This window comes from Mesorhizobium sp. B2-1-3 (assembly GCF_006442495.1).
GTDB lineage: Bacteria > Pseudomonadota > Alphaproteobacteria > Rhizobiales > Rhizobiaceae > Mesorhizobium.
In genome coordinates this window covers 34,570-58,710 of the sequence record NZ_VFWL01000022.1, presented here as the reverse complement: position 1 = coordinate 58,710, position 24,141 = coordinate 34,570, and the positions used below count along the sequence as shown (strand labels likewise).

27 protein-coding genes are annotated in these 24,141 nt (G+C 63.1%); 16 read left to right on the top strand and 11 right to left on the bottom strand.

Annotated elements, in window-relative coordinates:
• The first annotated feature begins 143 nt into the window (after positions 1 to 143).
• The 7 genes from FJ973_RS27410 (at position 144) to FJ973_RS27375 (ending at position 6,670) form a co-directional block, all read left to right on the top strand.
• Entirely contained in the window at positions 144 to 671 is a 528-nt protein-coding gene (locus FJ973_RS27410; protein ID WP_140493802.1) for a flavin reductase, read from the top strand.
• Positions 668 to 1,597 carry a MoxR family ATPase gene (locus FJ973_RS27405; protein ID WP_140558536.1) on the top strand — a complete coding sequence of 310 codons (930 nt, stop codon included), beginning with the start codon at positions 668 to 670 and terminating at the stop codon, positions 1,595 to 1,597. The genes FJ973_RS27410 and FJ973_RS27405 overlap by 4 nt, the downstream gene beginning before the upstream one ends.
• Positions 1,598 to 1,608: 11 nt before the next feature.
• The gene (locus FJ973_RS27400; protein ID WP_140558564.1) at positions 1,609 to 2,853 is read left to right on the top strand and encodes a VWA domain-containing protein; all 1,245 of its coding nucleotides are present in this window, start codon (positions 1,609 to 1,611) and stop codon (positions 2,851 to 2,853) included.
• Between the two features lie 57 nt (positions 2,854 to 2,910).
• Complete coding sequence (locus tag FJ973_RS27395; protein ID WP_140493798.1) at positions 2,911 to 3,249, top strand: XdhC family protein; 339 nt, start codon at positions 2,911 to 2,913, stop codon at positions 3,247 to 3,249.
• Positions 3,250 to 3,255: 6 nt separating this feature from the next.
• Positions 3,256 to 3,960, top strand: coding sequence for an XdhC family protein (locus FJ973_RS27390; protein WP_140493796.1), 705 nt, complete (start codon positions 3,256 to 3,258; stop codon positions 3,958 to 3,960).
• The gene (locus tag FJ973_RS27385) at positions 3,957 to 5,567 is read left to right on the top strand and encodes a molybdopterin-binding/glycosyltransferase family 2 protein (protein WP_140493794.1); all 1,611 of its coding nucleotides are present in this window, start codon (positions 3,957 to 3,959) and stop codon (positions 5,565 to 5,567) included. Before FJ973_RS27390 ends, FJ973_RS27385 begins: the two co-directional genes overlap by 4 nt.
• Positions 5,568 to 5,821: 254 nt before the next feature.
• A complete protein-coding gene (locus FJ973_RS27375; protein ID WP_140558562.1) occupies positions 5,822 to 6,670 on the top strand; it encodes an alpha/beta hydrolase in 849 nt (282 codons plus the stop codon).
• 16 nt (positions 6,671 to 6,686) lie between these two features.
• Here FJ973_RS27375 and FJ973_RS27370 read toward each other — a convergent pair whose 3' ends face one another.
• Complete coding sequence (locus FJ973_RS27370; RefSeq protein WP_140493792.1) at positions 6,687 to 7,724, bottom strand: DUF1176 domain-containing protein; 1,038 nt, start codon at positions 7,722 to 7,724, stop codon at positions 6,687 to 6,689.
• Positions 7,725 to 7,866: 142 nt separating this feature from the next.
• Between FJ973_RS27370 and FJ973_RS27365 the strand changes: the two genes are divergently transcribed.
• Positions 7,867 to 8,373: a DUF1993 family protein gene (locus tag FJ973_RS27365; protein ID WP_140517685.1), complete on the top strand. Its 507-nt coding sequence runs from the start codon at positions 7,867 to 7,869 to the stop codon at positions 8,371 to 8,373.
• 58 nt (positions 8,374 to 8,431) lie between these two features.
• Here FJ973_RS27365 and FJ973_RS27360 read toward each other — a convergent pair whose 3' ends face one another.
• A complete protein-coding gene (locus FJ973_RS27360) occupies positions 8,432 to 8,596 on the bottom strand; it encodes a hypothetical protein (protein ID WP_140493788.1) in 165 nt (54 codons plus the stop codon).
• A 385-nt stretch (positions 8,597 to 8,981) separates the two neighbouring features.
• On the opposite strand from FJ973_RS27360, the gene FJ973_RS27355 reads away from it, so the two are divergent.
• Positions 8,982 to 9,449 carry a hypothetical protein gene (locus FJ973_RS27355; protein WP_140494990.1) on the top strand — a complete coding sequence of 156 codons (468 nt, stop codon included), beginning with the start codon at positions 8,982 to 8,984 and terminating at the stop codon, positions 9,447 to 9,449.
• 120 nt (positions 9,450 to 9,569) lie between these two features.
• Positions 9,570 to 10,637, top strand: a complete 1,068-nt coding sequence (locus FJ973_RS27350) for an aldo/keto reductase (protein ID WP_140517684.1) — start codon at positions 9,570 to 9,572, stop codon at positions 10,635 to 10,637.
• Between the two features lie 123 nt (positions 10,638 to 10,760).
• On the opposite strand, the gene FJ973_RS27345 is transcribed toward FJ973_RS27350, so the two are convergent.
• The 9 genes from FJ973_RS27345 to FJ973_RS27305 form a co-directional block, all read right to left on the bottom strand.
• Positions 10,761 to 11,789, bottom strand: coding sequence for a histone deacetylase family protein (locus FJ973_RS27345; RefSeq protein ID WP_140558534.1), 1,029 nt, complete (start codon positions 11,787 to 11,789; stop codon positions 10,761 to 10,763).
• Complete coding sequence (locus tag FJ973_RS27340; RefSeq protein ID WP_140558532.1) at positions 11,786 to 12,292, bottom strand: GNAT family N-acetyltransferase; 507 nt, start codon at positions 12,290 to 12,292, stop codon at positions 11,786 to 11,788. The genes FJ973_RS27345 and FJ973_RS27340 overlap by 4 nt, the downstream gene beginning before the upstream one ends.
• Positions 12,293 to 12,344: 52 nt before the next feature.
• Entirely contained in the window at positions 12,345 to 13,274 is a 930-nt protein-coding gene (locus FJ973_RS27335; RefSeq protein WP_140558531.1) for a 3-keto-5-aminohexanoate cleavage protein, read from the bottom strand.
• A 4-nt stretch (positions 13,275 to 13,278) separates the two neighbouring features.
• Positions 13,279 to 14,664 (bottom strand): aspartate aminotransferase family protein, encoded by a 1,386-nt coding sequence (locus FJ973_RS27330; protein WP_140558529.1) that lies wholly within the window; start codon positions 14,662 to 14,664, stop codon positions 13,279 to 13,281.
• Position 14,665: 1 nt separating this feature from the next.
• Positions 14,666 to 16,306 (bottom strand): N,N-dimethylformamidase beta subunit family domain-containing protein, encoded by a 1,641-nt coding sequence (locus FJ973_RS27325; RefSeq protein WP_140558528.1) that lies wholly within the window; start codon positions 16,304 to 16,306, stop codon positions 14,666 to 14,668.
• Positions 16,307 to 16,314: 8 nt separating this feature from the next.
• The gene (locus tag FJ973_RS27320) at positions 16,315 to 17,079 is read right to left on the bottom strand and encodes an amino acid ABC transporter ATP-binding protein (RefSeq protein WP_140493771.1); all 765 of its coding nucleotides are present in this window, start codon (positions 17,077 to 17,079) and stop codon (positions 16,315 to 16,317) included.
• Positions 17,076 to 17,735, bottom strand: coding sequence for an amino acid ABC transporter permease (locus tag FJ973_RS27315; protein ID WP_140558526.1), 660 nt, complete (start codon positions 17,733 to 17,735; stop codon positions 17,076 to 17,078). The genes FJ973_RS27320 and FJ973_RS27315 overlap by 4 nt, the downstream gene beginning before the upstream one ends.
• 13 nt (positions 17,736 to 17,748) lie before the next feature.
• Positions 17,749 to 18,396: an amino acid ABC transporter permease gene (locus FJ973_RS27310; protein ID WP_140517677.1), complete on the bottom strand. Its 648-nt coding sequence runs from the start codon at positions 18,394 to 18,396 to the stop codon at positions 17,749 to 17,751.
• Between the two features lie 62 nt (positions 18,397 to 18,458).
• The gene (locus FJ973_RS27305; protein WP_140558524.1) at positions 18,459 to 19,241 is read right to left on the bottom strand and encodes an ABC transporter substrate-binding protein; all 783 of its coding nucleotides are present in this window, start codon (positions 19,239 to 19,241) and stop codon (positions 18,459 to 18,461) included.
• A 134-nt stretch (positions 19,242 to 19,375) separates the two neighbouring features.
• On the opposite strand from FJ973_RS27305, the gene FJ973_RS27300 reads away from it, so the two are divergent.
• The 6 genes from FJ973_RS27300 to FJ973_RS27275 all read left to right on the top strand — a co-directional run bounded on the left by FJ973_RS27300 (position 19,376) and on the right by FJ973_RS27275 (position 23,991).
• A complete protein-coding gene (locus tag FJ973_RS27300) occupies positions 19,376 to 20,335 on the top strand; it encodes a LysR family transcriptional regulator (protein WP_140558523.1) in 960 nt (319 codons plus the stop codon).
• Between the two features lie 128 nt (positions 20,336 to 20,463).
• Positions 20,464 to 20,712, top strand: a complete 249-nt coding sequence (locus tag FJ973_RS27295; protein ID WP_006206067.1) for a ParB N-terminal domain-containing protein — start codon at positions 20,464 to 20,466, stop codon at positions 20,710 to 20,712.
• Positions 20,713 to 20,918: 206 nt separating this feature from the next.
• Positions 20,919 to 21,875 carry an alpha/beta hydrolase gene (locus FJ973_RS27290; RefSeq protein WP_140558521.1) on the top strand — a complete coding sequence of 319 codons (957 nt, stop codon included), beginning with the start codon at positions 20,919 to 20,921 and terminating at the stop codon, positions 21,873 to 21,875.
• Between the two features lie 148 nt (positions 21,876 to 22,023).
• A complete protein-coding gene (locus FJ973_RS27285; protein ID WP_140558560.1) occupies positions 22,024 to 22,419 on the top strand; it encodes a GFA family protein in 396 nt (131 codons plus the stop codon).
• Positions 22,420 to 22,663: 244 nt separating this feature from the next.
• Entirely contained in the window at positions 22,664 to 22,861 is a 198-nt protein-coding gene (locus FJ973_RS27280; RefSeq protein ID WP_140558520.1) for a hypothetical protein, read from the top strand.
• Positions 22,862 to 23,118: 257 nt separating this feature from the next.
• Complete coding sequence (locus FJ973_RS27275; RefSeq protein WP_140558518.1) at positions 23,119 to 23,991, top strand: undecaprenyl-diphosphate phosphatase; 873 nt, start codon at positions 23,119 to 23,121, stop codon at positions 23,989 to 23,991.
• Positions 23,992 to 24,141 lie beyond the last annotated feature (150 nt).

Genomic DNA, 24,141 nt, shown 5'->3' with positions numbered 1-24,141 from the left:
CCGGCCCCACTCCCGCCAAGACCTAAAGGCTGCCCGGTCTTGGCGCAACACGCGAATTTCGGGATATGGGCCAAGCACTTCGCTTGTGGCTTGTCATATCTAGCCATATATAGCGATAGGGTTCAGGCTATGGAAAATCTCCGGTGTTGAAGAAGAACGACATAGGACCGCAGGCCTATCGCGACGCGATGAGCCATTTTGCCGGTCACGTCCATGTGGTGACCACCGACGGGCCGGCCGGCAAGCGTGGCGCGACGGTCATCGCCGCCTGTTCGGTTTCCGATACGCCGCCGACCATTTTGGTCTGCCTGAACCGTGAAAATCCCAAGAACGAGCCGTTCGTGAAAAACGGCAGGTTTGCCTTGAACACGCTTGCCTCGCACCAGGAGCCGCTGTCGATCGGCTTTTCCGGCATCACCGGCCTGCCGGTCGAGGAACGTTTCGCGCTCGGCGAGTGGGATGTGATCTCCACCGGCGCGCCGACCTTGAAGGGCGCGCTCGCCGTGTTCGACTGCGAACTGATCGACACCAAGGACCTGGCCACCCATCGTGTGCTTTTTGGCAAGGTGACAGGCCTGCGCATGGGCGATAATTTGCGGCCGCTGATCTATCACGCCCGCGGCTACCACGTTTTGGAAAGCGGGGCAGAGGCGTCCACGGAGAAGGAATGACCGAGCTAAAACCGCGCCCCGTGCCGCGGACGATCGACGAGACGCTCGATCTCTTGACCGGCGCGGACTATGTGGCGGACCGGTCGTTGGCCACCGTGCTTTTCCTGTCGCTGCGCATGAAGCGGCCGCTGTTCCTCGAGGGCGAGGCCGGCGTCGGCAAAACCGAGATCGCCAAGGTGTTGGCAGAGGCGCTCGGCCGCCGGCTGATCCGTCTGCAATGCTATGAGGGTCTCGACGTCTCGTCCGCCATCTATGAGTGGAATTATGCCGCGCAGATGATCGAGATCCGCATGGAGGAGGCGGCCGGCAAGGTTGACCGCTCCGACATGGAGCGCAACGTTTTCTCGGAAAAATACCTGATACGCCGTCCGGTGCTCGATGCGCTGACCGGCAAGGCCGGCGCCGCCCCGGTTTTCCTGATTGACGAGCTCGACCGTACCGACGAGGCGTTCGAGGCCTTCCTGCTCGAGATCCTTTCCGATTTCCAGGTGACGGTGCCCGAACTCGGCACGATCAGGGCGGAGGAGCCGCCGATCGTCATAATCACCACCAACCGCACCCGCGAAATCCATGACGCGCTGAAGCGGCGCTGCCTCTATCACTGGGTCGATTATCCCAGCGCCGAGCGGGAGTTGGAGATCGTGCGCCGCAAGGTGCCGCAGGCCAACAGCCGGCTTTCGGCCGAGGTGGTCTCCTTCATCCAGAAGCTGCGCCAGATCGAATTGTTCAAGATGCCGGGCGTTGCCGAGACCATCGACTGGGCCGGCGCGCTGACCGAACTCGACAAAGTCGCGCTCGACCTGGAAACCGTCTCCGACACGATCGGCGTGCTGCTGAAATACCAGGACGACATTGCCCGCATCGGCGAGGGCGAAGGCCGGCGTATCCTCGATGAGGTGAAGGCCGAGCTTTCGGCGGCGGAGTAGGGCCCATGGCCATGCCTCGCGCGGAACCCAAGGAGGCGACCGTCGACGGCCACATCGCCGACAACATCGTCTATTTCGCCCGTGTCTTGCGCAAATCAGGCATGCGCGTCGGGCCGGCCTCGGTCAAGGATGCCATCGAGGCGGTACTTGCCGCCGGCATCGGCTCGCGCGACGATTTCTACTGGACGCTGCATGCCGTGCTGGTGTCGCGGCATGAGGACCATGCCATCTTTGACGAGGCCTTCCGGCTATTCTGGAAGTCGCGTGAGCTGATCGAAAAGATGCTGGCGATGCTTTCGCCGGTGGCGCCCGATACCAGGGAGAAGCAGAAGCCACGCGCGGCCGAAAGCCGTGTCAGCCAGGCCATGTTCGCAGGCCACAGCAGGAACCAGCCGGCGCAGGAAATCCCCGAGATCGAGGTCGACGCGCGCTTTACTTTCTCCGGCAACGAGGTGCTGAGGGCCAAGGATTTCGCTCAGATGAATGCCGCCGAGATGGCCGACGCCAGGAAAGCGATCGCCGAACTGCGGTTGCCCTTCGATATGGTGCGGACGCGCCGTTTCAAGGCCGATTCGCACGGTCGCCGCATCGATCCGCGTGCCATGATGCGCTCGGCCGCACGCACTGGGGGCGAACTGATCCTGCCGAAATTCCGCTCGCTCCGCGAAGTGTATCCGCCGTTGGTCGTGCTTGCCGACATTTCCGGTTCGATGAGCCAGTACACGCGCATCTTCCTGCATTTCCTGCATGCTCTGACGGAAAAGCGCCGGCGCGTGCACACTTTCGTTTTCGGCACTAGGCTCACCAATCTGAGCCGACAGATGCGCCATCGCGATCCCGACGCCGCCCTGGCCGACTGTTCCACCGCGGTCAAGGACTGGTCGGGCGGCACGCGCATCGGCGACACGCTGGCCGAGTTCAACCTGATATGGTCGCGGCGCGTGCTAGGACAGGGCGCGGTGGTGCTTTTGATCACCGACGGGCTGGAGCGAGACGAGGTCGACGGCCTGTCGGAGGAAATGGAGCGTCTGCACAAATCCTGCCGGCGGCTGATCTGGCTGAACCCCTTGCTGCGCTTTGACGGTTTCCAGGCGCGCGCCCGCGGCGTCAGGGCGATGCTGCCGCATGTCGACGAATTCCGTGCCGTGCACAATCTCGACGCGCTCGCCGATCTCTGCGCCTCGCTGGACCGGAAGCCTGGATATGCCGTCGATCCTCGGCGATGGATGGAGGGTGGCGCGAGGCGCGCCGCGTAGCCATATGCTGCTGAACACACATATTTCCGGGAAAAACAGACCCTGAGAGAAGCAACGATGAGCGACAGCATTTATCTCGACGAGGCCCGTGACCCGCTGATCATCGCAGAAGGCTGGATGAAGGACGGCAAGGATGTCGCCATCGCGACCGTTGTCGAGACCTGGGGTTCCGCGCCACGCCCGGCCGGCAGCCATCTGGTCATCGACGCCGACGGCAATTTCCACGGCTCGGTTTCGGGCGGCTGTGTCGAAGGCGCCGTGGTGACGGATGCCATGGACGTCATCGGCACCGGCAAGCCCAGAATGCTGGAATTCGGCGTCGCCGACGAGACCGCCTGGCAGGTGGGCCTTTCCTGCGGCGGCCGCATCAAAGTGTATGTGGAAAGGCTAGGCTGATCTTCGATGGATCCCTATGCGCTGAAAACACTCAACGCCGAGCGCCGCGCGCGCCGCGCCGCGATCCTGGTCACCGATCTTGGTGACGGCCGCGACCGTGTCGTGCGCGAGGGCGATCCGGTCGCCGGCGATCTCGGTGCCGCGATCAGCAAGGCGTTCCGCACCGGGAATTCCGGCTCGGTCGAAGCGGAAGGGCGGACCTTTTTTCTCAACGCGCATCTGCCGCATCCTCGCCTGGTGGTGATCGGTGCCGTGCATATCAGCCAGGCGCTGGCGCCAATGGCCAGGATCGCCGGCTATCCAGTCGAGATCATCGATCCGCGCACGGCTTTTGCCACGTCGGACCGCTTTCCCGACGTCGCGTTGCACGCCGAATGGCCTGAGGAGGTGCTGCAACGACAGCCACTCGACAGCTATACGGCGGTCGCCGCCGTCACCCACGATCCCAAGATCGACGATTTCGCGCTGAAGGCGGCGCTCGACGCCAGGTGCTTCTATGTCGGGGCACTCGGCAGCAGGAAAACCCATGCCAAGCGTGTCGAGCGCCTGTTGGCGCTGGGCGCCAGTTCCGAGCAGATCGGTCGCATCCAGGCGCCGATCGGTCTCGATATCGGCGCGGCCAGCCCCGCCGAGATCGCCGTCGCCGTGCTGGCGCAGGTCATTCACGCGTTTCGCTCGCGCGGCCTTGAAGCCAGGGAAGCCGCAGCGTGAAATTCGGCCCGGTTCCTATCGAACAGGCCGAAGGCGCCGTGCTTGCGCACGCGACGACGGTCGGCGAGCGACGTTTCCGCAAAGCGCATCGGCTGAGTGCAGAGGATGTCGGGGTGCTGAAAGCGGCGGGCATCAGCGAAGTCGTCGCGGCCGTGCTTTCTCCCGGCGATCTGGGCGAAGACGCCGCCGCCGAACGGATCGCGACCGGTATGCGCCACCGCAATGTCGCGGCCAAGCCTGCCGCGACGGGGCGGGTCAACCTCCATGCCGAAGCCGCTGGCGTCTTCACCGTCAACAGCGCGATGATCGACGCCATCAATGCCGTCGATCCAACCATCACCATCGCCACGCTTGGCCAGCATGCGCCGGTCGAAAAGGGCCAGATGGTGGCAACCGTGAAGATCATTCCCTTCGCCGTTGGGTCGGCGCTGGTCGATGCGGTCATGGAAATCTGCGCCGGCGGCGAGATCTTTGCCGTCAATGCCTATCGGCCCATTCGTGTCGGTGTTATCCAGACCGTCTTGCCGGGCGTCAAGCCGAGCGTGCTCGACAAGACGCTGCGCGTCACCGAGGCACGGCTGGCGCGTTCGGGCGGGCGGCTGACGGCCGAGCGCCGCACGCCGCACGAGGTTGCGCCGGTTGCCGAGGCGGCCGCCTCGCTGGCGCGCGATAACGACATGGTCGTGATCTTCGGCGCTTCGGCCATGAGCGATTTCGCCGACGTCGTTCCGGCCGCGATCGAGGAAGCGGGCGGTACTGTCATCCGCGCCGGCATGCCGGTCGACCCCGGCAATCTACTGGTGCTCGGCAGGCTCGCCGGCAAGCAGATCATCGGCGCGCCGGGCTGCGCCCGCAGCCCCAAGGAGAACGGCTTCGACTGGGTGCTCGACCGGCTGATCGCCGGCCTCGACGTAACGGCGACCGACATCGCCGGCATGGGCGTCGGCGGCCTGCTGATGGAAATCCCGACACGCCCGCAGCCGCGCGAACCGCTGCCGGCCGTAAGCCGGCTCAAGGTCGGGATCGTGCTTTTGGCGGCAGGCCGTTCGAGCCGCATGGGCGGGCCGAACAAACTTATGGCGCTTTTCGACGGCCAACCGTTGGTCCGCCGTACAGCAGAGCGTGCGCTCGCCTCGAAAGCTTCGGGCACGATCGTCGTTACCGGCCACCAGCGTGAGCGGGTGCGCGGCGCGTTATCGGGCCTGGACGTGACTTTCGCCGACAATCCCGATTTTGCCGATGGGCTCTCCACCTCCCTGAAAGCCGGTATGGCCTATCTGCCGGGAGATGCCGCCGGTGCGATGATCGTTCTCGGAGACATGCCGGGTGTCTCGACCGGCGATCTCGACCGGCTGATCGATGCGTTTCGCGGGGCGGGAGGCAATTTGGTCGTCCGCGCCTCGCACCTTGGCAAACGCGGCAACCCGGTACTTCTGCCGCGCTCGCTGTTCCCGGCTGTCGCCCATCTCGAAGGTGATACCGGCGCACGCCATCTGGTCGAGGCCGGAGGACTTGACGTCGTCGATGTAGAGATCGGCGAGGGCGCGTCCGTCGATGTCGACACTCGCGAGGCGCTGGAAGGCGCCGGCGGCGTGCTGCAGGATTGACAAACCCGGGCCGAATTACGCAAGCCTGCGGTATGGCTTCCGGTTTCATTTCGTTAATGTCAACGCTTCTACCCCCCTCTGGCCTGCCGGCCATCTCCCCCTCAAGGGGGGAGATTGGACATCATTTCGGCTTTCGCCAATCTCGACGGCCGGCAGAAGGGCGCCCCCGCCGAAACTGCCAATCTCCCCCCTTGAGGGGGAGATGGCCGGCAGGCCAGAGGGGGGTGCTCACGCTCCCTGCCTTTCTGATTTCGATATTCTTCCTGTTTTCTGCTGCCCAGGCCTCTGCTCTCCAACTAAAACCCTTCAAGGACGATCTGTTCGCCTATCCCGCTACGCTCTCGTCAGACACCAACGGTGACTACACGGTGATCGACTACCGCGAGATGCGCGACATCAACCAGCGCGACGAGGTGCCGGAAAAGCGCGTGCATGCGCAGTATACCGATACCGGTGTGCGCAAGGTGCAGCAGGATCTGCTGTTGAAAACCGATGCCGGCGACGTCCGGCACATCGCCGTAGGCAAGACGCAAGGGGCTTCCGTCATCGTGCTCTACCTGCACGGGCAGGGCGGCAGCCGCAAGCAAGGTATCGATGACTTCACCTTCGGCGGCAATTTCAACCGCATCAAAAACCTGATGGCAGGCAATGGCGGCCTTTATCTCAGCCCTGACTTCCCAGATTTCGGCGACAAGGGGGCGGCACAGGTCGCGGCGCTGATCGATCACTATGCGCAACAGTCGCCGGGCGCGAAGATCTTCGTCGCCTGCGGCTCGATGGGCGGCGCATTGTGCTGGAAGCTTGCCGCCCGCACGGACACAGGCAGGCAAATCGACGGGCTTTTGCTGCTTGGCTCGCTGTGGGATGAGAGTTTCTTCTCCAGCCTTGCCTTCAGACGCCACGTGCCGGTTTTCTTCGGTCAAGGCAGCCATGACGTGGTCTTTCCCGTGGCAAACCAGGAATCCTTCTTCCGGTCCATCATCGCCAAGTCGAAAGCCTATCCGACCCGCTTCGTGCGCTTCGAGACCGGCACGCACGGCACCCCCATCCGCATGGTCGACTGGCGCGGCGCGTTGAACTGGATGCTGTCGAAGGCGCCGTGATCGGACCTCGCGGGGCTCAGGGAGCGGTGTTGTAGTCGACAACCGTTTGCGGGTTTTCCTCGCCGTCATAGGAGGCGTCGACGTCGTACTGGACGAGTGAAAAATCGCCGTTGCGGAACAGATAGGTGCCTGCTGACGAGGCATCGCCGGCGCCGCGCCACTTGTTGAAGGTGGTTATCGTGTGGGCGTCCTGGTCGTAGCTGGAATTGGTCGCCCAGCCGGTGGTCCGGAAGCCGACGATGTGCATGGATTCGACCTTGCCTTCGCTGTCGTTGTTCACGTAGCGGATGTCCATCTCCGGTTCGGTGAACTGCAGTTGCCTGACGCCGTTCGCCTCGTCGGTCATGTAGTAGATCGAGCTTTCATTGTAGGCGGCCGCCGAGCAGGAAAAATGGAACAGGCGCGTTTCCTTGTCGGGATCGCCGGCCGCCGCATCCTTGTCCCTGTATTTGATGGAAAAAATCTCCGGCTCCTTGGCCGCGAGATCCTTGTCGCATTGGTCGCTATAGCTGGCCAGGAAAGCCTTCTTGGCCTGCTCCAGCGCTGCATCCCTCTTCGGCGGCGGCGGGCCGTCGCCACAGCTAGCCGGCACAGCCTCCTCGAAGTCCGCGCTCGACGGCTTCAGCGCTCCGCTGTCGATGAAGATCGGCTGGAATGGCGGCGCCTGAATCTGGGCATTGACCTGGCGCAGCGTGTAGCAGCCGGCAAAGACCTTCGCCTCGCCCTTCTTGTCGGTTGCCTGGATGGCGACCGGCACGCTGTAGTAGATGCTGCCTGCCGCGCCCTCGTTGGATACGGCGCCGGTCCTGACATCCACCTTGTCGGTACCGTCATAGCCCTTGACGAAGCTGTCGAAGTCCTTGGCCGGCTTGGTATCGCCATAATAACCCCAGGCACGTGCGAATTCATGCCGGTTGATGGCACTGTAGAGCGAGCGGACAACTGCCTCGGCGCTCGACCTGTCATCGACGTAGGGCGCCTCGTCGGCAGGTGCCGACTGGGCGATCGAGGCAAGGGAGAACAAGGCAGTCGCTGCGAGAAAAGCGTGTCTCATCGGGAATCTCCACGCGGTAACGGAGATTCTACCACGGTGATTGCGGCGACGTGGTGACGCCTTGCGGGTATCGCTTGAAGAATCGCCCGGGAAGGCGCTAGTTCGCGCTCGCGGCGCTTCAACTGCCCCGGGAGATAATTGCGTGACCCTATCCATGTATGAAGTATCGGTGGCTGTGTTTTCGGCCCGGTTGAAAGCGCTGTCCAGCGTGCTGTCCACGGCCGAACAAAACGCCGGCGAGCGCAAGATCGACCCGCAGGTGTTCCTGACGGCGCGGCTGGCGCCCGACATGTTCGCCTTGACCAGGCAGGTGCAGATCGCCACCGACCACGCCAAGGGAGCCCCATCGCGGCTCGCCGGCCGGGAGGTTCCCAAATACGAGGACAATGAGGCGAGCTTTGCCGAATTGCATGCGCGCATCGCTAAGACGCTTGACCATCTGGCGACGTTCTCCGCGGCCGATCTGGAAGGTTCGGACGAGCGGATTGTCGAGGTCAGGCTCGGCGGGCGCGAGGTCTCGATGGCCGGTTTGCAGTATCTCCTGCATCTGGCCATGCCCAACTTCTATTTCCACCTCACCACCGCCTACGACATTCTTCGCCATAATGGCGTGCCGCTGGGCAAGGCAACGTTCCTGGGCTCGCGTTGACGGATCACGTCGTCAAGGCGTTGCCCGTCCGGAGCCGGAATATCCCTGGCTGGCCGAACTAGCGAACGGACATTTCGCGGGCGATGCGCGGGAAATCGGCGGGCTTGATGCCGATGTCGGCGCGGTCCGCATTGCTCATGGAATGCAGCAGCGCGAGCGCGGCACGATAACGCAGATGTTCCTGCGGCCGTGGCCGCGCGAACATTTCAGTGAAGAACCCCATAATCCAGGCCCCTGTTGGACCTCCCAGCGTCCGAATATAGGGGATTCGTGACAATTGTGCAGTGCAGCATTTGCATGCCTGCCATGCTCAGCAAATTTTTCTGCCATGATCCTGCATCGCCTGAAACTTTCGCAGATCGCGAATCGTATCCCTCTTGCTGGCACATGGCCGGTTTTTCCTCGCCGCTTCTGGCGAATTCCGGACTGCACCAACCGCAGTCCGGCTTTTTGTGACTGACCGGGCGTGGTCCAGCCCCGTAAACCTTCAATTGTTAAAATCGGCGGCATGCATTTTTAACGAGCGGACCCTAAGGTGGATGTCTCGGACACACCGTGAGACTGGGGAGGCTGACATCGTTACCAGCGCCAAGCGGGATTTCGCTTCGTTGCTCGATGATCTCTTCGTTGCCTCCGACAAGGACGGGGGAGGCGAAGAGGCCGCCACTCGCCCGTCGATTCCGTTTGACTATCTTTCCGTCGCCGACGAGCTCCATTCGGGCCGCATCAAGGTTTCTGGCAGCGGATTTGCCACGGAATATCGCGAGGCAGGCGCGGATCTCGCCGCAGAATTCGCGGCTCTGCTCGATCATGCGAAGCTGGCACTTGCGGGCGAAGAGACAAGGCCCGAAGAAAAACTGCCGCCGATCGATCCCGAATCGATTGCCGTGGAATTGGGATTGGACACGCCTAAGGCTGTCGCCGATTTTGGCCGCATGCGCCGCAGCTTCGCCTTTTCCAACCATCCTGATCGCGTCGCGCCGCACCTGCGCCAGCGCGCCATGATCCGCATGCAGGTGGCTAACATGCTGATCGACGAGGCCAAGCGGCGCGCCCTGGCAGGGGCTCGCCGCTAGCGCAGTCTGGTTCACGTAAAAGTCGGTTTGCCGAGGCTTGGAGAGCGCCTCTGCTTTCTTGTAGGATGAAAATTCCTTCCCCGCGCAGCCGCGCAAGCTTTCCCGCCGGAGCACACTTCCATGCACAAACGCCGTCTCGGTCGGACCGATCTTCTTGTCACCCAGATCTGCCTCGGTTCGATGACCTGGGGCCAGCAGAACACCGAAGCCGACGGCCACGCCCAGATGGACCTGGCCTTTTCGCGCGGGGTGAATTTCATCGACACTGCCGAGCTCTACCCGATCCCGCCCAAGGCGGAGACGCAAGGGCGGACCGAGAAGATCATCGGCAGCTGGATGAAGGCAAAGGGCAACCGCGACAAGGTGATACTCGCCTCCAAGGTCGTCGGTCGCACCGCAAACAGCTGGTTTCGCGGCGACAGGCCGTCGCAGCTGGTGCGCGCCGATATCTTCGATGCCGTCGACAAGTCCCTGGCCAGGCTCGGCACGGACTATGTCGATCTCTACCAGATCCACTGGCCGGAGCGGGACATACCCTGGGGCGCCAATCCGACGCGCGTCGGGGCCGTGGCGCGCCGCGCTGATTCCGTCGGGGCGCCGACCGGAGAAACGCCGATCGCGGAGACGCTTGCCGTCTTCGATGACCTGGTGAAGGCCGGAAAGATCCGCCATTTCGGCCTGTCCAACGAGAGTTCCTGGGGCGTCATGCGCTTCATTGCAGAGGCTGACAAAGCTATTGGTCCACGGGTCGCCTCGATCCAGAACGCCTATAATCTGGTCAACCGGACCTTCGAGGTGAACCTCGCCGAAGTCTGCGATCGCGAAGAGGTCTCGCTGCTTGCCTATTCGCCGCTCGCGCAGGGCTATCTCTCGGGCAAATACGACCATGGTGCGCGCCCGCAGGGGTCGCGCTCGCAGCTCTTCAACCGCGGCCAGCGTTACGAGACGCCCAATGCCGCCGAGGCGCAGCTTGAATACAACGAGCTGGCGCGCTCCTTCGGCCTGGAGCCGGCGCTGTTCGCCAACGCCTATGTATCGAGCCGGCCCTTTGTCACGTCGAACATCATTGGCGCGACGACCATTTCGCAGCTGGAAATGGCTCTGTCTTCAGTGGAGGTCGTCTGGACCGAAGAGATGCAGAAGGCAGTGGACGCCATTCACCAGCGGGTCGGCAATCCCTGTCCTTGATCGACTCGGGAGTTGAATTGTCTGGGAATAACAGCGGGATGGAGGATTTTCCGATCGAAACATTGCATGGAAATTTCCCGCTCTCGCTCTGACTGATGGAGGTCTCAGGCGCAGATCGACCGATCAGCGTGCCTTGGTGCCGAACCCGGTCAGGAAAGCGGTGAGGTTGTCACAGAGTTCGTCGCAGAGATAGCCGCCTTCCTGAACGATTGTCGTCGGCAGGCCGAGCTTGGCGATGGCTTCGCCGATGCGCGAGAAACCTGGCGTCGTCACCGAAAGTCCCCCGAACGGATCACCCTCGAACGCGTCGAGCCCGAGCGCCACGACCAGCGCGTCGGGCGAGAAGGCGCGGATGCGCTGGAACGCCACCTCAAGCGCTTCCAGAAACGCCGCGTCGGCGGATTTGCGTGGCAAGGGCAGGTTGAAATTATAGCCGAGACCGGGGCCTTCGCCGCGCTCGTCGGCATGTCCCCAGAAGAACGGATAGAAGCGCACCGGGTCGGCATGCAGCGACACGGTGAGCACGTCGGGCCGCGCATAGAAGATGCCTTGCGTGCCGTTGCCGTGATGCAGATCGACATCGAGGATCGCAACCCGTGCCGCTTGGCGGCGCAGTACCTGTGCTGCGACGGCCGAATTGTTGATGAAGCAGAAGCCGCCGGCGACGTCGGCGAACGCATGGTGACCGGGGGGGCGGCAAAGCGCATAGGTGGCCGGCGCGCCCGCCATCACCGCTTCCGCCGCCTCGACCGCGCTCCAGGCGCTCCACAGCGCGCTTTGCCAGGTCTCGCCAGAGATCGGGCAGGCCGTGTCGGCCATGTGGTACCCAGCCTGGCCGACCGCGGAGGCCGGATAGGAGCCGTTGCGCGCGATCGGGTGAATGTTGGGGATCACTTCCGCCGAGGCACCCTCGATGCGTTGCCAACGCGTGTAGATATGCTCCAGGAAATCGAGATATTCGGGCGTGTGCACCGCCGCGACCGGACCAAGTCCGTGATTGCGCGGCCGCTCGATCGTGCAGCCGGCCGATTTTGCGCCTGCTAACAATCTCTCGACGCGCTCCGGCTTTTCGGGATTGGGCTGCGGGGCGCCGCTGGAAAGGAAAGCCTTGGGGTCGTGGCGCTTCTGCTCCTGCGCGTAGAAGGCTTTCATTCTTTTTCCTCCGGCGCGTCGGCAAAGGCGAAGAAAGCGTCGCCGATGATCTTCTGCGTCTGCTCGTAGCTCGAGCAGGCGATGCCCAGCCTTTCATAAAAGGCCTTTGCGCTCTCATTGTCGGTATCGACGGACAATCTGAGATAAGCGCCGCCTTGCTTGCGGCACTCGGTCGCGACGCGCCGCAGCAGGCGCTCGCCGATCCTGCGACCGCGAAACCGGTCCTCGACATAGAGGTCCTGCACATAGACGCCGGGCCGCCCCATCCAGGTCGAGAAGATCGGGAAATAGAGGCACAGTCCGGCGAATTCGCCATCGACTTCGGCGATCAGGGTCGAGAAGGCAGGTCTTTCGCCAAAGCCCCAGGTCCTGAGATCGTCTGGCGTTGAGACGATTTCTTCGGGCGCGCCGATATGGGTGCCGAGCTTCAGAATTGCGGCATGGATGGTTTCGACGTCTTCGATTCGTCCGGGGCGGAGGAGGATTTTTTCCGGACTTGTCATGGCAAGCAGGGAGCCAAGGTGTGACGGAGCACTATCATCTCAGCCAGTCGCATTAAAACGCTACCCTGTCGCCACCCTTCAGCGCCAGCATGTCGCGTGCTTCGGCCGGGGTGGCAACCTCCAGCGACAGTCCATCGAGAATGCCACGGATACGGCGCACCTGATCGGCATTGGATTTCGCCAGCTGGCGGCCGTCGTAGAGACTGTCTTCGAGCCCGACACGGACATTGCCGCCCATGGCCGCGGCGATAGAGATCAGCGGCATCTGGTGGCGGCCCGCGGCCAGCACCGAGAACTGGTAGCTGTCGCCGAACAGCTTGTCGGCGATGCGCTTCATGTGGATGAGATTGTCCGGATCGGCGCCAATGCCGCCAAGAATACCCAGCACGAACTGGATGAACAGCGGCCCCGACACCAGCCCCCGGTCGCGGAAATGCGCCAGCGAATAGAGATGGCCGACATCGTAGCACTCGAATTCGAAACGCGTGCCGCAGCCCTTGCCCAGTCTCTCGAGAACGCCCTCCATATCGGCGAAGGTATTCTTGAAGATCGTGTCGCGTGTGGCTTCCAGCAGCTTCGGTTCCCATTCGTGCTGCCATTCCCTTGGCTTGTCGAGCATCGGGAACAGCGCGAAATTCATCGAGCCCATGTTGAGCGAACACATTTCGGGCTCGGCCCGCAAAGGTGCCGCCAGCCGCTGGTCCAGCGTCATGAGGGAGGAGCCGCCGGTTGTGATGTTGATCACCGCCGACGTCGCCTGCTTGATGCGCGGCAGGAACTGCATGAACACGTCCGGATCGGCCGTAGGCCGTCCGTTTTTTGGGTCGCGGGCATGCAAGTGCAGGATCGAGGCGCCGGCCTCGGCCGCGGCGATGGCATCCGCCGCGATCTGGTCCGGCGTTACCGGCAGATAAGGCGACATGGACGGTGTATGCACCGAGCCGGTGACGGCGCAGGTGATGATGACCTTTCTCGGCGCCATTGTTTTATCCCCGGCCTTCGACCGGAAGGTCGAGTTCGGCAGCCAGGACTTCGAGCGAGTCGCCGATGATGGAGATGATCTCGCCGACCTGCTCGCTGGTGACGATCATCGGTGGTGCGACCATGAAATTGTCGCCGTCGACACCGCCCTTGACCTTGCGGCCGTAGATGATCAGCCCGCGCTCATAGGCGAGGTCGAGCAGGCGCTGCGTCGCCTTCCTGCTCTGGTCGATCGGCCGCAGCGTTTCGGGATCGGCAAGCATCTCGGCGCCGGTGAGCAGGCCCTTGCCGCGCACGTCGGCGATGAACGGGAAGCGCTCGGCTAGCTCTCGCAATCCGTCCATCAGCACATCGCCCATGGCGGCGGCATTGGCGATCAGGTCGAGGCGGTCCATTTCGCCGAGCACGGCCAGCCCTGCGGCGCAGGCGAGCGGATTGCCGGCATAGGTATGGCCGTGCTGGAAGCCGCCGGAGGCGAGCAGCGGCTGCACCAGCTGCATCGGCGCCGCCAGCGCGCCGAGCGGCGCGTAACCCGATCCCAGGCCTTTTGATAGCGCGACGATGTCCGGCTTGCAGTTCCAATGGTCGCCGCCGAGGAATTTTCCCGTGCGGCCGGCGCCGCTCATCACTTCGTCATGGATGAGCAGGATGCCGTAGCGGTCGCAGATTTCGCGGATGCGCCCATAATAACTGTCCGGCGCGACAAGCGCCGCTGTCGCCGCGCCGCCGATCGGTTCCATGATGAAGGCGACCACGCTCTCCGGCCCCTCGGCCAGGATCTTCTCCTCCAGCATGTCGGCATAGCGGAGACCGCGCTGTTCCATCGAGAGATTGTCGCGGTCGCGCCAGGCCGCCGGTGCCGGCACGGTCGGCATCACCCGCATCATTGGCGTGAAGGTCTCGGCCAGCGCGTCGTCGCCGGTGATCGACAGTGAACCCAGCGTGCCGCCGTGATAGGAGGGGAAGCGCGTGATCACCTTCCAGCGGCTGGCCTGGCCGGTGGCCACCGCCCACTGCCGCGCCAGCTTAATGCACGATTCGGTCGCTTCCGAGCCGCCTGAGACGAAGAAGATGCGGTCCATGCCTTCGGGCAGCTTGCCGGCCAGCTCACGCGCCAGCTCTTCTGCCGGTTCGTTCTCGAAATGCAGCCGGTAGGCGAAGGTGGCGCGGTCCATCTGCCGCTTCATGGCGTCGAGCACATTGCGGTTGGAATGACCGATATTGGCGACCATCGGGCCGCTCGATCCGTCGATGAAACGGCGGCCGTCCTGCGTCCACATATAGATGCCCTCGGCACGGTCGATCAGCGGCCGCCGCAGGCTGGAGAGGTAGAACAGATGCGATTGGCGCCGGGCGTCAATGTCCGGGGCGGCGGTCTGGGCTTTCGACATGTCAGGACTTTCCGAGATAACGATCGAGGACATTTTGGGTAACGCGTTCGACCATCGGGTCCTGCCTCAGCAGGCCGGCGACCCATTCGCAGCTTCCGGCGTGAAAGACCTCGCCCTTGCCGCGCGGGAAACTGACGATCATGCCGTTGCCGCGTTTGATCTTTTCCAGATTGGCGTCGCTCCGATCGCCGAACAGCGTCTCGGCGCTGAAGCGACCATCCTCGTCGGTGAGAAACTGATCCTCGATCGGGATATCGGCGCTTTCCTCGACCTGACTGGCCATGCCGACGGCGAGAACCTGCAAGCCATTCGGCGCGCCGCTGGTCGCGGTCGGGTAGGGCAGGCCGCCGCGGATTTCGAAATCCAGCCCGTCGACCTCGTAGCCATAGACATGGCTGTCGGCGCCAAGCAGGTCGCCATAGTAGATGCCGGTTCCGGCAAAGGCCCAGTGCTCGGGTCGATACACGGGAAAGCCGCGCACACCGCGTGGCGCGCAGCCGCCCCATCCGGCATAGAGGCCGCGTGTGGCGTTGAGCCCGAAGGTGGCCGAACCCGGCCGGCCGATCTCGGGCGCCTCCCAGGAGTTGGTGGCGCGGGTGACGTCGCCGCCGCGATAGGCGGGGTCCTCGGCTCGGGCGCGGTATTTGTAGCAGACCTGCCGCCGGCCTTCATCCTCCAGCCGCGTCTGCCACATGAAATTGCCGGCGAAACGCGCCGCGTGGCCGCCGCGTTCGACGTAGCTGTCGACCGCATCGCGCATCTCCCAGGTCCAGTATTCGTCATGGCCGACGAAGACGGCGCAGTCGTAGCCATCGAGAATGTCCGGCGAGAAATGCAGATCATGCTGGCTGGCGAGGTCGACGGCGTAGCCCGCCCGTTCGGCGAAGCGGAAGAAATGGCTGTCATAGCTCGCCCAGCCCGACGAGGCGTATTTCTTCGAATGGCCCGTCGCAAGCGCCCATTCCATGTGAGGATAGCGCGGCACGGTCCTGGGTGGCACCGCGACCTCCAGCGGCACGCGCGGCGCCTCCTTGGGGAGCACGACAAAGCCGCGGCACCAGGGGCGCTGCGTCGAGACGATCGGCGAGTACTGGTTGCGGTCCGGCCCGGTGATGCCCTGATAATGATTGGAGCCGCCCCAGGTGTTGTAGGCGAGCCAGGTGCCTGTCGCCGCCACCTGCAGCACACGGCCTGGCTTCTTGCCGGGCAGGGGCGCGACGATGAAAAGATGATAGGATTGGATCGGCTTGCCGTCACGGCCGTCCGCGGTCAGCGTCACGCGATAGGCGCCGGACGGCCAGTCGCTGCCGACGCGGAATTCGAACGAGGCTTCCCAGCCGCAGCCTTCGGCCGAGCACTGGTCTGGACTTTCCTGCCAACGCGCCGGAATGCCGGACTTCTCGAATACCTTTGTCTCGGTGCCACCGTCGCGGACGATCGTCATGATGAAGGACGGAGCCGTCGAACTGACATGCAGCGTCACTGTCTCGCCGGCGCGATAGGAAAACCGGTCGCTGTAGCACCAGATTTCACCGCGCTCGCCATCCATACCTGGCCATTCGTAGTAGTGTCCGCGCACCGCGTGCCGGCGCTGCTCTGGCGTCAATCCGAAATCGGGGAATTCAGTGGTCAATCTGGTCATTGTCATGCTCAGGCTGAAAGGTATTTCTTGAGGAAGGTGCGGGTGCGTTCCTTTTGCGGGGCGCGGAAGATGTCGCCCGGCGGGCCTTCTTCCACTACCACGCCGCCATCCATGAACAGCACCCTGTCGGCCACTTCGCCGGCAAAGCGCATTTCGTGCGTTACGATGAGCATGGTCATGTGCTCGGCGGCAAGCTGCTTCATCACCGCGTTGACCTCGTCGACCAGCTCCGGATCGAGCGCCGAGGTGGCCTCGTCGAACAGCATCACCTTGGGCTGCATGGCCAGCGCGCGGGCAATCGCCACGCGCTGCTTCTGCCCGCCCGAAAGACGCGAGGGATAGGCGTCGATCTTGTCGGAGAGCCCGACCTTGGACAAAAGACCAAGCGCCAGCGCACGAGCTTCGGCTTTCGGCATGCTTTTCAGGATCACCGGCCCCATCGTGATGTTCTCGATCACGGTCAAATGCGGGAACAGGTTAAAGTGCTGGAACACCATGCCCATCTGCTGGCGCACCTTGTTGATGTGCCTTTCGAACGCCTGGCCATGCAGCTTCTGGTTGACCTGCAGGCCGTCCAGCCAGACCTCACCGCTGTTCAAACCCTCGAGATGGTTGATGGAACGCAGCAGCGTGCTCTTGCCGGAGCCGCTCGGGCCGATGATGGCGACGATCTGCCCACGTTCGACCGACAGGTCGATACCTCTGAGGACCTCGACGGCGCCAAACGATTTGCGTGCGCCGCGGACCTCGACCATCGGCCGCTGCGTGCTCATCGGGAAACCTCCACATGTCTTTCGAACCGATGCAGGGCCGCTTCGAGCACGAGGTTGAGAATGTAGTAGAGCGCGGCGGCAGTGATATAGAATTCGAAAGGGCGAAACGTTTCGCTGATCGCCAGTTGCGCCGAGTGAACCAGTTCGGCAATGCCGATGACCGAGACGATGGAGGATTCCTTCAACAGCGCGATCAAATTGCTGCCGATCGGCGGCGCCGTGTTGCGGATGGCCTGCGGTATCACGACATGGCGCAGCGTCTGCCACTTGCCGAAGCCGATGCTGCGCGCGCCTTCCGTCTGGCCGACATCGACGGCCACGATGCCCGCGCGGATGACATCGGCATTGTAGACGGCAAAATGCAGTCCAAGGCCGACAATGCCGGCCACGAGGGCAGGGATGTCGATGCCGACCTGCACCAGGCCAAAATAGATCAGGAAGAGCTGCAACAGCAGCGGCGTGCCCATGAACACCCACATGAAGGCGCGCACGGGGTAGGCCAGGATTGCCGGCGCGTAGAGTACGACAACCGCAAAGAAGATGCCGCCGGCGAAGCTAAGCGCTCCCGCCGAGACCGTCAGCACTGATGTCCACCAGGCGCCGGTCAGCAGAAGATCCCAGTAGGGCGCGACGACGGTGAAATCCAGGCCTTGCATTGTTTTCCGCCCCTCAGATGATTGCGAAGCGCTTGTCGAGCATGTCGACGATACGGGCGACGGCATAGACCATGACCATGTAGAGCAGGGCCGCGACGCCGAAGATCTCGAACGGCTTGTAGGTGGAGCCGATGAAGCGCTGGGCGGTGTAGGTCAATTCCACGACCGAGATGGTGGACACCAGGGCCGAGCCTTTCAACAGCGCGACCGTGTTGACGCCAAGCGGGCGGATCATCAGCCGGGCGGCTTGCGGCAGCACGACCTTGCGCAAGGTCTGGAACCGGCCGAATCCGATTGTGCGGGCCGCCTCCGTCTGGCCCCGGTCGACCGCCACCACCGCGCCTCGGATTGACTCCGCCATATAGGCGCCGATGTTGAGGCCGAGGCCGATCACGCCGGCCGCGAACGGATCCAGATTGATGCCGATCTGGGGACCGCCGAAATAGAGCACGAAGAGCTGGATCAGGCACGGTGTGCCACGGAACAGGCTCACATAGAGCGTGCCGATGGCCCGCAGGACCGCCGATCTCGACATTCTTGCGGTCGCGGCCAGTGCTGCCACGGCCAGCCCCAGAACCAGGGCCAGCGCTGTCAGTTCCAGCGTCACCAAGGCGGCTTCCACGAAGAACGGGAAGACGCGCTGCATCAAGGAGAAATCCATGGAATGGCCCGGCGCAGTGGCTTTCGGCTTCAGGCGGCCTGGACCGCCGAAGCCTGGCGAAGTTAGCGGATGTCGCTGCCGACCCAGTGCATCGATATCTTCTCGTAGGTACCATCGGCCATCATGCCGTCCAGCGCCTTCTGCATGGCGGCCTTGAGCTCGGGATTGTCCTTGCGGATGGCGATGCCGATGGCGACGCTGCCGCCTTCGATACCCGGCGTGTCGAGCTTGCGTACCTTCTCGCCGGTCTCCTTGACGGCGACCATGACCGGAATGTTGTCGACGACGATGGCGTCGACGCGGCCCGCCTTCAGCTCAAGCAGCAATTCCGGCAGCCCCTTATAGGTGCGGATGTCCCAGCCGCCCTGTTGGCGCGCCCATTTCTCATGTGTTTCGCCGAGCGTCACGCCAAGGGTCTTGCCCTTGAGTTCGTCGAGGCTCTGCACCTTGGAATCCTGGTTGACGAAAACCGCACGGCCGGCGTGATAGTAGGGGCCGACGAAATCGACCACCTTCTCACGCTCCGGCGTGATCGTCATCGAGCCGACCACGGTGTCGTATTTGTTGGCGAGCAGGCCGGCGATGATGCCGTCCCAGGCGGTCGTGATGATCGTGCCCTTAACGCCCATGCGCTCGGCGATGGCCTTGCCGATATCGGCGTCGAAGCCGACGACCTCGTTCTGGTCGTTGACGAAGTTGAAGGGGGGATACTGCCCGCTCATGGAAATCTTCAATTCGCCCGCCGCCTTGACCTTCTCGAGGTCATCGGCCCTGGCCGAGACGTTAGCGAAGGAAGACGCAAACAGCAGCGCCGCGACGGCAATGCCGGAAAATACCTTGTTCATTTGAACCTGTCCTCTGGATGGAGCGCGAAGGCTTGTTCTTGGGAGGCGTTGGGGCGCACTCCTGACGGCAATGATTGCCTTTGCGGTAGCATTGCGCAAATAGATAATGGAAATAGGGAGCATAGATACCAGGAATGGCATTGCCGCGCCCCGAACGGCTGGTCTGGGATCTGGACTGGAACCTTTTGCGGACATTCGTCGTCATCGCGGAGGTGAAGAGCATAACGCGTGCCGCCGAGAGGCTGAACCTCAAGCAGCCAAGCGTCAGCAATGCGCTGCGGCGGCTGGAAGACCGGGTCGGCCGGCGGCTGGTCGAACGCGATGCGACGCGCTTCGAGCTCACCGAGGTTGGACGGCTTCTCTACGAGCAGAGCATCGAGGTGTTCGGCACCGTATCGCAACTGCCGCTCTTGATGCGCGGCATCAGCGACGATGTCACCGGCCACGTCATGATCGCGACCGCCAGCCATGTGGTTTCGCCGCTGTTCGATCGGGCGCTGTCGGAATTCCACCGCAACTATCCGCGCGCCAGCATCACCATTTCGGTCGCGGCAAGCACCGAAGTGGCCAAGCAGGTGAGGGAGCGCCGTGCTTCGTTTGGCGTCTGCCTAGTCAGCCAGCGCGATCCGGCGCTGCAATACGACATGGTCTATCGCGAGTTCTTCGGCTTCTTTTGCGGGCCGCGGCACAGGCTCTATGGGCAAACCGGACTGACGCTCGCCGATCTCCGCGACGAGCCGTCAGTATCGTTCCAGACCGACCATATTTCGGATGCGCTGCGGCCGGTCGCACTGTTGCGTAGCGAAGCACGGCTGAACGCCGATGTCGTGGGCGTTTCGTCGAGCCTGGAGGAGGTGCGGCGCATGATCGTCGCCGGGCTCGGCATCGGCCCGCTGCCGCTGCATGTGGCGCGGCGCGATGTGGCCGACGGCGCGCTGTGGCGGCTGCCGCCCTATGATGCGCCGCCGGCCGTCGATATCTTCCTGCTGGTCAATCCGGACAAGGCGATGAACCGCGCCGAGAAGGCGTTGCTGTCAGGGCTGCAGGCGCTGATTGCCGAGACGCCGCTCGAGGACCGTATCTACAAAGGCTGATACGCAATATCGAGTGCGCGGCGGCAGACAAACCCGGTTGCCTCCGCCCTATTCGTCGCCATGCCCTTGGCCCTCGTCAACAAAGCGACTATCTCAGGACAAGGCGGCGTTCCGCCCCGGGGGTCGACATGCTCAGAGTGCAGAAGGTCAAGGTCGACGACATCTACGTGCCGACGGCGCGTAAGAAGACGCTGCATCCCGAGACGGTCCGTCATCTCGCCGAGGACATTCTGGAAAATGGCATGAAGATGCCGATCCAGGTCCGTCACGACGGCAAGCGTCATATCCTGGTAGAAGGCCTGCATCGGCTGGAAGCGGCCAAGTGGCTCGGCGAGACCGAGATCGATGCCTATCTGGTGCAAGCCAAGCGCCACTGACGCGTCCTCGATTTCGCCGTTGGTCCTCATCCACGGGAAAGCCCCAGAATTTCTCCTTGATGATGTCGGTTTGCATTTCGCTGGTTCGTCCTTGGGACGGAAGCCGGTCAGACCAATATTCTCGATCGGTTTTCGCGCGGGTTGGGGCCGATGCACCAGCCAGCTCAAGAACGCACCGACACACGGACAGACTGGAGGAGATTGATATGTCCAAAGCCCTGCTTTTCGCCATTCTTGCTTCGGCCGCGGCGCTTCTCGCCTGTCCGGGCATCACCAACGCAAACGAGGTAAAATCTGCCATGATGACCGAAGCGAAGACACCGCCGAAGCCTGAAAAATCCGGCCTGCTGCCGATCAACGGCCTGAATTACTATTATGCCGTCCACGGCAAAGGCGAGCCGCTGCTTCTGCTGCATGGCGGTCTCGGCACAGCGGACATGTTCGCCCCCATTCTGCCGAAGCTTGCCGAACATCGCACTGTCATCACCGTCGACCTGCAAGGCCATGGCCGCACCGCGCTTGGCGACCGGCCGTTCACGCTGGAGGCGATGGGCGACGACATGGCTGATATCGTCAAACGGCTTGGTTACGGCGAGGTCGACGTCATGGGTTATTCTCTGGGCGGCGGCGTCGCCTTCCGGATGGCCGTCCAGCACCCCGAAACGGTGCGCCGGCTTGTGCTGGTCTCGACCGGCTATGCCGCCGACGGTTTCTATGACGAGATGCGCCCGCAGCAGGCGCAAGTGAGCGCGGCAGCGGCCGATTTCATGAAGGACACGCCGATGTACAAATCCTACGTCGCCGTGGCGCCGCATCCCGAGGAGTTCCCGAAGCTGCTCGACACGCTCGGCAACTTCATGCGCCAGAACTACGACTACTCGGCCGATGTTCCCAAGCTGAAGATGCCGGTCATGCTGGCCTACGGCGACAGCGACATGTACAAGCCCGAGCACGAGATCAAGTTCTACCAGATGCTCGGCGGCGGTTTGAAGGACGCGGGCTGGATGCGTGAAAACCTGTCGCGGAACCGCCTGGCGATCCTGCCCAATCGCACCCACTACGACGTCTTCTTCGCTCCAGAGCTGACGGCCGCCGCGCTGCCGTTCCTCAACGGCGAGACCAAGGTGAAGAGCTGGGACGAGGTGGTCGGCGAAACCGAATAGCTTGCCGGCATTGGCTGCCGGCGGTCTCCCTGGAGGCGGCCGGCAGTTTTATCGCTGCAGTCGATGGGATCGCATCAATGCTTTTGAATTGACCCGATATCCGGCCTCGATAGTCTCGCATCAAATCTTCTCGGGAATGGATACGGCAATGGCTAACTATCAGGGCGGATGCCTGTGCGGGGCGGTGCGTTATCGCGCCGACGTCGAGCCCGTCAACGAACGCATCTGCCATTGTCGGCTTTGTCAAAAGGCGATCGGCGCCGCCTGCAATGCGCGTGTGCTGTTTCGCATCGACGATGTGACGGTCGAAGGGCCGTTGGCGACCGCGAACAGCTCGCCGGATATTAAACGCGGGTTTTGCCCAAGCTGCGGTACGACGATGTTTTCGCGGCGCGATGCCGCCGGCATTATAGGCGTCACCACCGGGTCACTCGACGATCCGTCCGTCTTCAAGCCGCAGATGCACATCTGGACCGCCTCCAAGCAGCCCTGGGTGGTGCTCGATGACGGCTTGCCGCAGCACGAAGGCGCGCCGCCTGCCTGAGGCCTCCGGCCTCCCTTCCCGCCTTATGAAAGAAGGTGGATCGGCGCTTGAGCGCCGAAACCGATGAGCTGTGCCGGATGAAGCGGGCCAACAGAAGGGTGAAATTACGTGACCGTGACAAAAATTAATCGAAACAGTCACGAAATAACCGAAACAGTCACGCGAAAGCCGGCAAAGCGTCATTGGCGAGCCATCATTGTCTCCCTATTTAACCGGTGCGGGCCGGCATTCGAGGAGACGACGGATGAACGACAGCATCAGTACCCTGGACGAGCTTTTGAGCGATCCGATGGTCCTGCTTGTGATGGAGCGCGATCGTGTGCGCCCGGAACAGGTGCGCATGCTGCTCGAACGGGCGCGTCGGCCTTCCGTCGAGGAGCCGGTTGTCCCGCCGGCGCACGTGATCGCCAGGGCGTGCCAGACACTCTGGCTGTGCCCCTGATCGCATCGTGATTTCCTCCAGTTTTTGCGGACCGACCCGCCGGGCCGGTCTGGCCACTGCCTGGTGCTGCCAACGCGCCGAGGCGGCGCGGTGTTGATATTCGAACGCGCCTTCCGCACTCGCTGACGCCCATTCCCGGGTGCCAGTTCACAAATCCGTAAATTGATTTTCCGTCCCATGGCGGTATGGCTTGCCCAGGGGCCGATCGCCCCAGTCGTTCCCCGCGCAACTCCGATCTCTCTGACATGGAATTCGACATGGCCGACAGCTGCATGCAAGGCATGGACATGGGCTTTGTCGGCCTGGGCTACGCCAAGGTCGCATTTCTCGGCTTGGTGCAAGGCATCACCGAACTGCTGCCGATTTCCTCGACCGCCCACATGCGCGTCGTCCCGGCGATGCTGGGCTGGCAGGATCCCGGCTCCGCTTTCTCCGCCGCCATGCAGCTTGCGGCCCTCGCCGCGGTGATCAGCTACTTCTGGAACGATGTCAGGGACATCCTGTCCGGTTCGGTCAGTGCCTTGAAACGGCGCGATTTGGCCGACCGACATTTCCGGCTGGCGCTCTGGATCGTGCTGGCGACGATCCCGATCGTCATCGCCGGCGTGGCTCTGTCTGGCCTTCTCAACGCCTGCAATTCGCCGCTGCGCGGCCTCGGGGTAATCGGCTGGGCCTGCATCGTGATGGCACTCCTGCTGGCGCTGGCCGAACTCCGTGCCCGCCATGCGCGCACCATGGGCCAGGCTTCCATGGCCGATGCGCTGCTCGTTGGCATCGCCCAAATCGGCGCATTGATCCCGGGCGTCTCGCGGTCCGGTTCGACCTTGACGGCGGCACTGGGGCTCGGCTTCAAGCGGGAAGAAGCGGCGCGCTTTTCATTCCTGCTTGGGCTGCCGGCCATCGCACTCGCCGGTCTCAAGGAGCTTTGGGAACTGCACAAGGCCCATCTCGATGCCCATGGCTGGTCGATCCTCGCGGTCGGCCTGGTGGTTGCCTCGCTATCCGCCTTCTTTGCTATATGGAGCCTGATGCGTGTGCTGGAACGCTTCTCGGCCTGGCCTTTCGTCATTTATCGCGGCGTGCTCGGCATCGCTTTGCTGCTGGGCCTGGCGATGGGATGGCTTGCCTGAAGCAATCCCGGAAAAGCGCGCAGCGGTTTTCCGCCGACTTCAGACAAGGGACTAAAAGGCAACTCCAGGAACGTGCGAGCCGGTGTTGCTTCGGCGCAACCCCGGTCGGGCATGAGTCGATCGCCAAAGATGTGATCGGCCGCCTTCATT

Excerpts from the sequence above, each read along its gene's own strand:
- FJ973_RS27405 (WP_140558536.1), top strand. The coding sequence starts at position 668 with ATGACCGAGCTAAAACCGCGCCCCGTGCCGCGGACGATCGACGAGACG.
- FJ973_RS27400 (WP_140558564.1), top strand. The coding sequence starts at position 1,609 with ATGCCTCGCGCGGAACCCAAGGAGGCGACCGTCGACGGCCACATCGCC.
- FJ973_RS27395 (WP_140493798.1), top strand. The coding sequence starts at position 2,911 with ATGAGCGACAGCATTTATCTCGACGAGGCCCGTGACCCGCTGATCATC.
- FJ973_RS27390 (WP_140493796.1), top strand. The coding sequence starts at position 3,256 with ATGGATCCCTATGCGCTGAAAACACTCAACGCCGAGCGCCGCGCGCGC.
- FJ973_RS27370 (WP_140493792.1), bottom strand. The coding sequence starts at position 7,724 with ATGAGACACGCTTTTCTCGCAGCGACTGCCTTGTTCTCCCTTGCCTCG.
- FJ973_RS27360 (WP_140493788.1), bottom strand. The coding sequence starts at position 8,596 with ATGGGGTTCTTCACTGAAATGTTCGCGCGGCCACGGCCGCAGGAACAT.
- FJ973_RS27350 (WP_140517684.1), top strand. The coding sequence starts at position 9,570 with ATGCACAAACGCCGTCTCGGTCGGACCGATCTTCTTGTCACCCAGATC.
- FJ973_RS27345 (WP_140558534.1), bottom strand. The coding sequence starts at position 11,789 with ATGAAAGCCTTCTACGCGCAGGAGCAGAAGCGCCACGACCCCAAGGCT.
- FJ973_RS27340 (WP_140558532.1), bottom strand. The coding sequence starts at position 12,292 with ATGACAAGTCCGGAAAAAATCCTCCTCCGCCCCGGACGAATCGAAGAC.
- FJ973_RS27335 (WP_140558531.1), bottom strand. The coding sequence starts at position 13,274 with ATGGCGCCGAGAAAGGTCATCATCACCTGCGCCGTCACCGGCTCGGTG.
- FJ973_RS27330 (WP_140558529.1), bottom strand. The coding sequence starts at position 14,664 with ATGTCGAAAGCCCAGACCGCCGCCCCGGACATTGACGCCCGGCGCCAA.
- FJ973_RS27325 (WP_140558528.1), bottom strand. The coding sequence starts at position 16,306 with ATGACCAGATTGACCACTGAATTCCCCGATTTCGGATTGACGCCAGAG.
- FJ973_RS27320 (WP_140493771.1), bottom strand. The coding sequence starts at position 17,079 with ATGAGCACGCAGCGGCCGATGGTCGAGGTCCGCGGCGCACGCAAATCG.
- FJ973_RS27315 (WP_140558526.1), bottom strand. The coding sequence starts at position 17,735 with ATGCAAGGCCTGGATTTCACCGTCGTCGCGCCCTACTGGGATCTTCTG.
- FJ973_RS27310 (WP_140517677.1), bottom strand. The coding sequence starts at position 18,396 with ATGGATTTCTCCTTGATGCAGCGCGTCTTCCCGTTCTTCGTGGAAGCC.
- FJ973_RS27305 (WP_140558524.1), bottom strand. The coding sequence starts at position 19,241 with ATGAACAAGGTATTTTCCGGCATTGCCGTCGCGGCGCTGCTGTTTGCG.
- FJ973_RS27300 (WP_140558523.1), top strand. The coding sequence starts at position 19,376 with ATGGCATTGCCGCGCCCCGAACGGCTGGTCTGGGATCTGGACTGGAAC.
- FJ973_RS27295 (WP_006206067.1), top strand. The coding sequence starts at position 20,464 with ATGCTCAGAGTGCAGAAGGTCAAGGTCGACGACATCTACGTGCCGACG.
- FJ973_RS27290 (WP_140558521.1), top strand. The coding sequence starts at position 20,919 with ATGTCCAAAGCCCTGCTTTTCGCCATTCTTGCTTCGGCCGCGGCGCTT.
- FJ973_RS27285 (WP_140558560.1), top strand. The coding sequence starts at position 22,024 with ATGGCTAACTATCAGGGCGGATGCCTGTGCGGGGCGGTGCGTTATCGC.
- FJ973_RS27280 (WP_140558520.1), top strand. The coding sequence starts at position 22,664 with ATGAACGACAGCATCAGTACCCTGGACGAGCTTTTGAGCGATCCGATG.
- FJ973_RS27275 (WP_140558518.1), top strand. The coding sequence starts at position 23,119 with ATGGCCGACAGCTGCATGCAAGGCATGGACATGGGCTTTGTCGGCCTG.